Origin of the sequence: Dyadobacter sp. CY326 (assembly GCF_021390515.1) — a bacterium.
GTDB lineage: Bacteria > Bacteroidota > Bacteroidia > Cytophagales > Spirosomataceae > Dyadobacter.
Map to the genome: position 1 here is coordinate 536383 of NZ_JAJUXI010000004.1, position 10431 is coordinate 546813.

Below are 10431 nucleotides of genomic sequence, written 5' to 3' on the forward strand. Positions count from 1 at the left end.
ACAAATTTAGTAATTTACAAATTCCTGATACACGTTTTCCAGTCTTCGCCGCAGGTGCTGAACCGCATATCGCTTTCTGGAAATCAGTGTTTTAATGTTTTCGCCCGTCCGATCTGCTATTTCCTGGAATGTTTGATTTTCCAATTCATTCCAGATGAAAACCTGACGCTGATTTTCAGGAAGTTCCTGCAAAGCAATGCCAAGCTGTTCCCAAAATAACTCCTTCATATAAACGGTCTCGGGCGTGCCGTCATCCGCGAGCAAAATGTCTTTAAAATAAAATTCACCTTCTTCATCTTCATACCCGTAATCTTCCAGTGAATCCGGTTTTTGCTTGCGATATTTATCAATGATCCGGTTACGCGCCACGCGATAAAGCCAGCTCCCGATCTGTTCAATTGCCTCAATCTCAGGCACACTGCTCAGTTGAAACCAGACATCCTGCAAAATATCCTCCGCATCCTCGTCCGTATTAACCCGCTGGCGGATGAAGCCCATGAGCTGCTTGCTATACGACGCGACAGTCTGAATGATATTTGGCCTTTTCTGCGACAAAGTGAAGGTTGAAAGTTTGTAGTATCAGGATAGACGCGCCAGCAACGAAAATACTTTAAATCAATGAAGATTTTCCTGTCTGGAATGCACAGATCTTTATGAATGGTTATTATTAGAATAATACAACAGATAGGATAGATGACATTGTATTTTACCGTGTCAAATTTCAAACTACTTGTTGTACTTTTGTTATAAACATATAACTATTCTAATATTATTAGATAACAACAAAAAGAACTTTAACTCGCTGAATACTTGGCTGTTGCTTTCTAAACATAATGTTGCCTAAATTTACATCATCAAACAACGCAAAATAAAAGCAGCGAATGTTCGACAAAGATTTGAAATAGTAGATTTAGTATAATATCTGAAAAGTACAAAAGTAAACTCAAACAAGACATTAACATCACAAAAATGAAAAAGACTATTTTGACAATTGCAGTTTTGGTGGGAGTATCAGCTGCAAACCTTTCTATCGCCGCAGACAAAGCAAAAGAAAATAACGCATCAATTGAATTGGTTTCACAAAGCGAATTGAAATTCAAATTGACGCTTGATAACGTTAAAGAAAGATCTTCATTGGTTATCAAAGATTTCAACGGAGACATCGTTTACAGCACTTCACTTCCAAAATCTGAGAATTACGCTAAAATCTTCGACTTGTCGAACCTTGCAGATGGCAATTACAGCTTCATCGTGAACAACGGCAACGAGATCTCTTCAAAACCATTCGTGATCCAAACTGAAACAAAACGTCTGGTTACAGCGGTTGTTAAATAATTCTCACGGACCTTCTCATCAAAAAGCCAGTCACAATCGTGACTGGCTTTTGCTTTTTCAAGTCAGTTTTTTTTCAAAACGGCATTACTTTCTTCTCACGGCTGCTTTGGAATGCCAGGTCGATCACGCGTGTTGTGCGGATGATTTCTTCGGGCTTCACTGCCAGTTCGGCGCCGTTCACAATCGCATCGTATACATTCTGGTAAAACGGCGCATAATCACCCGCTTCGCTTTCAATAATTCCTGTAAAATCCTCGCTGGAAAGTTTTCCCCAACGATTTTCCGGCTCCACGCCCCAGGGTTTTTCAGTGGGCAAAATATTCTTGCGCAATGTTTCCTCCTGCGGATCGAGTCCGCCTTTTATAAAAGAGCCTTTGGTCCCGTGGAGATTGTAACGGAGAAAATTTTCATAAACCATGAGACTCGATTTTACGATCACCAGCTTATCCGCATAACCAAGCCGCACATCAAAATAATCGTCAATTTCGCTGTTCGGCCGCACCGAGCGGATCTCAGCCGTCACCGTTTCCGGTTCTCCGAAAAGCACCAACGCCTGATCGATCAAATGTGGTCCGAGATTATAAAGATTGCCGCCAACCGGAACGCTCTTCTCCTTCCACGATTCCGTGGGAACAACCGGTCTGAAACGGTCATAGCGACATTCATATTCTACAATATCGCCCAGTTTGTCCTCAGCAATCAGTTTTTTAATGGTTAAAAAATCCGAATCCCAGCGCCGGTTTTGATAAGCGGTCAGGATCAATCCCTTCTCTGTTGCCACCGCAACGAGCTGGCGCGCTTCTTCTTCTGTTGCCGCAAAAGGCTTCTCAATGACAACATGTTTGCCGTTTTCCAAAGCGTCCATTGCATAAGGGAAATGGGTTTCATTCGGTGTGCATATAAAAACAAGGTCAATGGATTCATCACTCAAAAGCTCCTCGACCGACCGCGCATTGCCAATATTAGGATCGAATTCCTGCGCTTCGTTTTTACTTCTTTCAACAACCGTCTTGATCTTAAAACCCGCGTTTGTGCTTAGGAACGGAGAATGAAAATAACGCCCGGACAAACCGAAACCAATTAATCCGACATTGAGAATTCTAGAAGCCATAATTTTATTTTTAGACGATAATAACAAAGGTAACTTTTGATGCGGAACGGGCAAGGCGCTTTTAAGGCAGCGCGAACGCCACATATTTATCGCCAGACTTTGTATTCAGCTTGCCGCCGCCGCAGGCTATGACGATGAATTGCTTGCCCTTCACTGAATAGGCGCTGGCTGAGGCGTAACCCGCCGCGGGCAAATCAGCTGTCCAGAGAATTTTTCCGGTTGCTTTGTCAAACGCCCTGATCTTTTCGTCGCGGCTGGCGGCGATGAAAATGAGGCCGCTTGCTGTGACGAGCGGACCGCCATAATTGTCAGTTCCGGTTGGAGGAATTCCCTTTTCAGTGAGCGCTTTGTATTCGCCCAGCGGAACTTGCCAGCGGCGTTGGCCAGTGTTTAAATCAACCGCAGTAAGCGTTCCCCATGGCGGCTGACTGACGGGATAACCATTTTTGTCATACCAGCGATTGTATCCCGTGTTGTGATAGGGCGCTGTTCCGTTATTCGTGCTGATGATCTTTTTATCAGCGTTTTTGTTCAACAAAAAATCAATAATCACATTTTTCTCAGCTTCTGAAATGTGCGAAAACGAAGGCATCATTCCTTTTCCTTTTTGCAAAATGCCATGAATCTGCTCGGAGCTAAGGCGTTTTTCAACATTTGCAAGCGACGGATATGAACCATCATGATTACCGGTTTTGTCAGCGCCATGACAGGCAGCGCAATTTAATTGGTAAAGTTTGCTGCCGTTTACAGCCTTATCATGCAACACTTCCTTCCTTTTCAGTGTCGTATAAACCGGAATTTCTTTGGCAGGAATATACATAATGCCTTCGTTATCAGTCGCAGCACCACCCCATTGCGCACCGCCGTCCGTTCCCGGATAAAAAACAGTCATATCATTCGTGATCGGAATGTAAGCGCTTCCCGTTCTCGCTTTTTTAAGCACGCCTTCAAGCGAATCGCGGTCCGAAACGAAAGAATTGAAGTCATTTGCGAGAAAGGTTTGCCGTGTAAAAGGAAGCGGCAATGTTGGGATCGGCTGCGTTTTCGAAGGCTTTTCACCCTCCATCGCATCCATCCGAAAAGCCGTTTCTTTGATCGGAAACAATGGTTTGCCCGTGACGCGATCGAAAACAAAAATGTAACCTTGCTTGGTAATCTGAACAACGGCGTCAATTTGCTTTCCATCAATGTTGAGCGTTACCAAATTGGGCGGAGCTGGCGGATCGCGGTCCCAAATGTCGTGATGCACGAGCTGGAAATGCCATAACCGTTTGCCAGTTGCAGCATCCAGTGCGATGAGGCAATTCGCAAAAAGATTGTCGCCAGGCCTGTTTCCGCCCCAAAAATCAAATGCCGCTGAACCCGTCGGGATGTAAACAATGCCGCGTTTCCTGTCAATGGCCATTCCTGCCCACGCGTTGGCACCACCAAACTTTTGTCTTGCAGGTTGCGCGAGCCAGGTTTCGGAGCCAAATGCTCCTTTTTCAGGGATCGTATGAAATGTCCAAACCAGCCTCCCCGTGACCGTATCATATGCCCGCACATCGCCTAAAAGCGCAGTTTCATTCTCGGAAACCCTTCCCCCGACAATAATGAGATTTTTGTAAATCGTATTCGGTGTGTTGGAAGAGATAAAGTCGTCAGCGCCAGGCCGGTCAATGCCTGCTTTCAAATCAATTTTACCTTTGTCGCCGAAAGACGCGATCAGTTTTCCGGTTTGTGCATTTAACGCGTAAAGCCAATTTGCAGTACCGAAAAAAATGCGTTTATCATCACCATTGGCCCAATAAGTCACGCCCCGGCTCAATGTTCCCGAGACGTCGGGCAGGTCGCTTTTCCAGATTCCCTTGCCCGTCGCCGCATCAATGGCAAACGCCTGAATGGATGCAGCAACACCATAAAGAACACCGTCAATGACAATCGGGTTACATTGCATCTGGCTGCGGTTGCGCAATGTATCAGCCCCGCCCGACGCATAAGTCCAGGCGACTTTCAATTGCACAACATTCTCTTTATTGATCTGATTGAGCGTCGTGTAATGACTCCTTTCACCGTCACCATTGTATTCAGGCCAGTCCTTATCATTAAAAAAAGGAGCGAGCACGAAGCCGGTAACCGCCAGAAAAATCAACGAAAACAGGATCAGACGTTTCATAGTGACAAGCTGCGGTTGATGCTCATGCTTCCTGCCAAAGTTCTTTTGCGCGTTGCAAATCTCGCCTCATTGCATCAAAAACGACTTTTTTGTCCACCGTAATTTTATCTGCTCCCTGATCGGCTCCGCCCAACGGATATTCCAGATGCAGACAGATTGGAACGTCGACGTTATTGTCTTTCAATAATTTAAAATAGGTTTTGAAATCCACCATGCCTTCACCCAGCGGAACACTTTTCGGCGCCCATTTGCCATTGGTTTTTTCCCAGATAAAATCCTTTAAAACAATCGTTTTAATGCTCGGCCGAATCAGATTGAAGCCCGTTTGCCACGAAAGTCCGCCTTCCAATGTTGCGTGCCGAATGTCATATTGCGCTCCCATGCTCTTGGGATCTGCCTTTTGCAGGATTTGCCAGATCTCAAACATGCTCGCGCCCACCAGCCGTCCCGCGTGATTTTGATAGCAACCCGTCAGGCCGAGTGTGTTGTTTAACTGGCTTAATCCCGCCATTTTATCCTTGTATCCGTCCAAAAGCTGCGGAATGCTTTGCTGCTCATTGTATTTATACCAGTTCATGCGGTAATATTTGAAACCGAGCTTCGAAGCAGTTTCCAGCAACTTTTTATCAACCGGATTGGCTGCATCTTCCACGGCTGTGCAGAACATTAACGGCGTAAATCCTGCCTTTTTCATGGCTTCCACGGCTTTTGGTAAATCCGTTTCGACGTTTTCCGGCAAAACGTGACCTTTTGGGCGCACCGTAAGATCAATGCCATCAAACCCAAGTTCCTTCGCCGCATCCGCCATGTCTGTATAATTCAGAAAGTGCAGGTGTTTTGAGAAAATATTGATTTTAGGAACATCTGCGAGTAATGAAACTGGTTTTGCAAATGCATGATCGGCAATGATCGGAACGGCAGTTGCAGCTATTGCGCTATTGATCAGGAAATCGCGTCGGGAAATATTGTTTGGCATCGGATAGGAATTTAGTTTTCAAATGGAAATCCAATGATGATAAGTGTGAAAAAATGTTTTTTTACTAAATGAAGAGAATGTTTCAATGAATAATTTCCGTTGGTTTAAACCAACGGGAATGGGGGGATTAAACCAACGGGAATGGGGGGATTAAACCAACGGGAATGGGGATTAAACCAACGGGATGGGGGGATTAAACGGACGCGAATGGCGCTATGCGAACGAACGGGAATGAACGAAATTTTTTTAGTAGAATGTGAAGGTTTTTTTGTTTTGAAATATCAAAACAGAACTTCTAAACAATATGGATATCAATACATTGAATCGCAGGGATTTTCTGAAAGCCGGGGCTGTCATATCCTCTTTTATGATCGTTCCAAGGCATGTTTTGGGCAAAGGCTTTCTGGCTCCGAGCGATAAAATTGCCTTAGGTTTCATAGGCTGCGGCCGGCAAGCTGGTGGTTTGCGCAATCGCTTTCTGGACACAATGGAAACGCAAATCGTGGCTGCCTCGGATGTGTATGCCATTAAACGTGAGGCTTTTGTGACCAATGTAAATAAGTGGTATGCCGAAAAATCCGGTCAAACGGATTATAAATCGGCTGTTGGCATCGAAGATTTTCGTGAGTTGCTTTCACGCAAAGACATTGATGCTGTGGTGATTGCGGCGCCTGATCATTGGCATGCGTCCATGGCCGTCCGTGCTGCGGAGGCTGGAAAGGACATTTATTGCGAAAAGCCGCTTGCATTGACCGTAAGAGAAGGGCGCGCGATGGTGGATGCCACGCGGAAGCATAAGCGCGTTTTCCAAACCGGCAGCATGCAGCGATCGGCAAAAGAGTTCACGCAGGCTGTGCAATTGGTACAAAGCGGCGCCATTGGTAAGATTAAGCAGGTTTTTGTCAATGTTGGCGGCCCGCCGAAAGCGTGGGATTTGAAAGAAGAAACCAAACCGGAAGGTCTGAACTGGGATTTGTGGATGGGCCCGAACGCAATAAGCAGACCTTATAATAACGAATTGGCTCCCGCAATGGACGCAACCTTTTGGCCAAAATGGCGCGATTACATTGAATTTGGCGGTGGCGGCATGACAGACTGGGGCGCTCACATGTTTGACATTGCGCAATGGGGACTCGGAATGGACAATAGCGGCCCGGTTGAGCTGGTTTATGCTGAGCCGACAAAAGGCCTGATTTACAAATATGCGAACGGCGCCGAAGTGATCCACAGACCCATGGAAGGCAAGCAGCATTGCCATTTCGTCGGCACGGATGGCGAAGTTTTCGTTGCAAGAGGTGAGCTTAGAACAACGCCCGAAACGCTGAAAGACAAAGTTTTTGACGATGAAAATTCAAAAGTTTATGTGAGCAACAATCATTACAAGGATTTTTTGAATGCGATCAAGACAAGGAAGCCGCCGATTTGCGATGTTGAGGTTGGGCATAGAACGGCCTCCGTTTGCAACATTGGCAATATCGCGTATCGGTTGCAGCGTTCATTGCAATGGAATCCTAAAAAAGAAGAATTCAAGAAAGATGCAGAAGCCAACGCGCTGTTGGGACGAGATATGAAGCCGGAATGGAAGGTTTGAGTTTTGGTTAAAATCAATTTTGAAAAGACCGGTCACCCATTAAACGGGTTTCCGGTTTTTGACTTTTTATGGCAGTCGCAGCACAACAGTCGGCGATTAATGTCATGAGTTTTTCCAAAATGTGTATTTTTGTTTCATGGTTGGAGCGTCTGCTATCATGCATTTTAAGGAATTGGAGGAACTCGGCAGGGTTTCTTCGGAGCTTTTGCAAATAGGAAAAGACACGCCTGTCTGGCTGTTTGAAGGTCATATGGGTGCAGGGAAAACGACGCTTATCAAAGCACTTTGCAATCAGTTAGGCGTCAAATCGCACGTCCAAAGCCCTACTTTTTCGCTGGTTAATGAATATGAGGCCGGAGGAAAACTGGTCTATCACTTTGATTTTTACCGCATTAAGGATGAAACCGAAGCGCTGGACATGGGCGTTGAAGAATATTTTGACTCCGGATATTTCTGTTTCGTAGAATGGCCCGGAAAAATTGAATCCTTGTGGCCATTGAATTATCTATTGGTCCACATGGAAGCAGACGAATCAGGCATGAGAACATTGGCAGTTAAGAGGGTATAAAGAGGTTATAATCAATCATTTCACATTCATTTTGCTATTCAATGGCACAACCTCAGATTACCGGTTTTGAAGAGCTTGCGAAGCAGTCGGCATTGTATCCGCAGGAGTCGCTGATGGCGGTCCGGAAAGATCAGAATTCATTGCACATTGGCTTGCCACGCGAAGTTTCATTGCAGGAAAACCGGATTGCCCTCACACCCGACGCAGTGAAAATTCTGGTCCGCAACGGACACGAAGTCTGGGTTGAAAAAGATGCGGGAAAAGGTGGGAATCTCTCCGATCACGAATACAGCGAGGCCGGCGCGCGGATCGTGCAAAGTGCGAAGGAAGTGTATCAGGCCAATGTGATTTTGAAAGTGGAGCCATTGGTTGAAGAGGAATTCCGTTACATTAAATCGGGCACGACGCTGATTTCGGCGATGAACCTGCCGACGCTTGAAAAAAAATATTTTGAAAAACTGAATGAGCTGAAAATCACTGGCATAGGCTATGAGCTCATTGAAGATAAAGTAGGCGGAAAACCCATTATCCGCGCAATGGGCGAAATTGCCGGAAGCACAGTGCTGTTGATCGCCGCCGAATATTTATCCACTCCCAATGGTGGGCGAGGCATTATTCTGGGCGGCATAACAGGCGTTCCGCCGACAAAAATCGTAATTTTGGGAGCAGGAACCGTTGCAGAATATGCAACGCGCGCAGCCATCAGCGTAGGCGCGGACATCAAGGTTTTTGACAAACACATTTATAGATTACAACGATTAAAATACGCAATAGGCCAAAACCTTTACACTTCCATCATCGATTCTGACACACTGGCCGAAGCCATTGCCCGGGCCGACGTTGTTATTGGCACCATGCGTGCTGAAAATGGAATAAGTCCGTTGGTTGTGACCAAGGAAATGGTTTCCCAGATGAAGCCCGGCTCGGTCATCATTGACGTTAGCATTGACCAGGGCGGCTCTTTTGAAACTTCGCGCATGACCACGCACAAGCATCCGACTTTCAAATACAATGATGTGATCCACTATTGCGTGCCCAACATTCCTTCGCGTGTTGCGCACACGGCCAGCACGGCATTAAGCAATGTTTTTCTGCCTTTTTTATTGCAAACGGGCACAATTGGCGGCATCGAAGAAATGATTTATGCCAATCGTTGGTTTATGAAAGGAGTGTATTGCCATAAAGGAACGCTCACAAATTCGCATATCGCCAGAAGTTTCAACATGCGTTACAAGGATTTGACATTGCTGCTGGCGGCAAGAATGTGAGGCTGCAATTGCGTTTTTAATTTAAAAATATCATGATCAATAATAGCAATGAAAATGCCCTTATGGATGATGCAAACTCGCCGGAGTTGAATCAGAAATTGATGGGTTATATATCGCAGGATTTTATAAAAGTGGCGGATCAGCTCAAAGAAGCATCTTACCAGATCCGTAAACGCGGTTTTTCGGAATACCCGATTTTTGTCGTAACCAATAACGAACTGCAATTGGGGGCAATGCTCATTGATTCCCAAGAGCTTGCCAATAATTATTCGTATCGTGCCACTTATATGCAAGAGTTTGTGGACCGCAAGCTGATCGGCGAAGAATCGGTTTTAATGTTCACCGAGAACTATAAAAATGCAGACGAATTCTGTTGCCTTTTTGCATTGATCGGCGACTTTTCCGGATTCGTTTTTGTGCCTTATCCGGAAGATTAGGCAAGTTTAAAAGTTGCGTATTTGTAAGATAATAAGCCAAACCGATAAATAATCATTTGTGGCGGTTGCGAACTAGTTAGAAAGGTTGTGGGGATTACTTTTTATTTTTATTGAATAAATAATTGATTTTCAGCTAAACGACCTCTTTCATGCAGTCAAACTTACCTTTGGAAAAAGAGCTTGAACCTATCTTTTTACAAAAATTCCCCCCGTTTTCCGACACAGTTAAAGAATTCCTGGTTCAATACGGTCCTTACATTATTCTTGTTTTATCCATCATCGGGATCTTTGGTTTGCTCACCGCGCTCGGCATTGGCGGTGCTGCTCTTGGCCTTGGCGCTGTTTCTGTCGGCATCGGGTTTAATTTCTATCTCAGCATTGCGCTCGGCATTGTCACATTGATCATGTATTTGATGGCATTTTCGCCATTAAAAGCGCGTAAACGTTCCGGCTGGAACTTGCTTTATTATGCATTGCTTGTCGGATTGGTTAGTAACCTAATACAACTCAGCATTTTAGGCGCAATCATCAGCGGAGTGATCGGTTTTTGGGTTTTATTCCAAATTCGCGAAAAATATATCTGAGTATTTCAGCACATTCGAGTCGAAAGCGAGCGGTGATTGCACTGCCCCCAAAAAGTTAGACACTTCTTGGGGGCATTTTTATGGGCAAAAACAGAAAACACGGTGCAGCTTTCCGGCTTATGCTTGTCAAAGCATTTTTAAAAGGGAACTCAGTGAACGGTTTAGCAACGAAATTTGCAATAACCGATTCATTATTAAGGAAGTGGATCGATCATTATCAGAAGTCGGGCATTCAGGGTTTGTTGCCACAGTATGGCCGCAGCTATTCGGAAGACTTTAAGCGAAACGTAGTTCGGACTTATTACAATGACGGGTTATCTTTGAGAGACTGCTGTTTGCAATACCAGATCCGTAGTCTGGCAACGTTATCCCGCTGGGTGCGGCAGTATGAACAGTTTGGCGGAGA

General features: G+C 45.2%; 11 protein-coding genes. 7 read left to right on the plus strand and 4 right to left on the minus strand.

Annotated elements, in window-relative coordinates; genetic code table 11:
• Positions 1–6 precede the first annotated feature (6 nt).
• A complete protein-coding gene (locus LZG73_RS10570) occupies positions 7–555 on the minus strand; it encodes an RNA polymerase sigma factor (RefSeq protein WP_233848596.1) in 549 nt (182 codons plus the stop codon).
• A gap of 414 nt (positions 556–969) precedes the next feature.
• On the opposite strand from LZG73_RS10570, the gene LZG73_RS10575 reads away from it, so the two are divergent.
• On the plus strand, positions 970–1335 hold the full coding sequence (locus LZG73_RS10575) for a T9SS type A sorting domain-containing protein (protein ID WP_233848598.1): 366 nt from the start codon (positions 970–972) through the stop codon (positions 1333–1335).
• Positions 1336–1408: 73 nt separating this feature from the next.
• Here the strand turns inward: LZG73_RS10575 and LZG73_RS10580 are convergent, their stop codons facing one another.
• The 3 genes from LZG73_RS10580 to LZG73_RS10590 all read right to left on the minus strand — a co-directional run bounded on the left by LZG73_RS10580 (position 1409) and on the right by LZG73_RS10590 (position 5577).
• On the minus strand, positions 1409–2446 hold the full coding sequence (locus LZG73_RS10580; RefSeq protein WP_233848600.1) for a Gfo/Idh/MocA family oxidoreductase: 1038 nt from the start codon (positions 2444–2446) through the stop codon (positions 1409–1411).
• Between the two features lie 61 nt (positions 2447–2507).
• Entirely contained in the window at positions 2508–4601 is a 2094-nt protein-coding gene (locus tag LZG73_RS10585; RefSeq protein WP_233848606.1) for a PQQ-binding-like beta-propeller repeat protein, read from the minus strand.
• A gap of 22 nt (positions 4602–4623) precedes the next feature.
• Positions 4624–5577: a sugar phosphate isomerase/epimerase gene (locus LZG73_RS10590; RefSeq protein ID WP_233848608.1), complete on the minus strand. Its 954-nt coding sequence runs from the start codon at positions 5575–5577 to the stop codon at positions 4624–4626.
• Between the two features lie 304 nt (positions 5578–5881).
• Between LZG73_RS10590 and LZG73_RS10595 the strand changes: the two genes are divergently transcribed.
• The 6 genes from LZG73_RS10595 to LZG73_RS10620 form a co-directional block, all read left to right on the plus strand.
• Entirely contained in the window at positions 5882–7168 is a 1287-nt protein-coding gene (locus tag LZG73_RS10595) for a Gfo/Idh/MocA family protein (protein WP_233848609.1), read from the plus strand.
• 157 nt (positions 7169–7325) lie between these two features.
• Entirely contained in the window at positions 7326–7736 is a 411-nt protein-coding gene (gene tsaE, locus LZG73_RS10600; RefSeq protein WP_233848619.1) for a tRNA (adenosine(37)-N6)-threonylcarbamoyltransferase complex ATPase subunit type 1 TsaE, read from the plus strand.
• A 41-nt stretch (positions 7737–7777) separates the two neighbouring features.
• Complete coding sequence (locus tag LZG73_RS10605; RefSeq protein ID WP_233848621.1) at positions 7778–9004, plus strand: alanine dehydrogenase; 1227 nt, start codon at positions 7778–7780, stop codon at positions 9002–9004.
• A 32-nt stretch (positions 9005–9036) separates the two neighbouring features.
• Positions 9037–9441, plus strand: a complete 405-nt coding sequence (locus LZG73_RS10610; RefSeq protein WP_233848623.1) for a hypothetical protein — start codon at positions 9037–9039, stop codon at positions 9439–9441.
• Between the two features lie 149 nt (positions 9442–9590).
• Positions 9591–10025 carry a hypothetical protein gene (locus LZG73_RS10615; protein WP_233848625.1) on the plus strand — a complete coding sequence of 145 codons (435 nt, stop codon included), beginning with the start codon at positions 9591–9593 and terminating at the stop codon, positions 10023–10025.
• A 152-nt stretch (positions 10026–10177) separates the two neighbouring features.
• On the plus strand, positions 10178–10431 hold a 254-nt coding region (locus LZG73_RS10620; RefSeq protein ID WP_233848626.1), incomplete at its 3' end, for a helix-turn-helix domain-containing protein.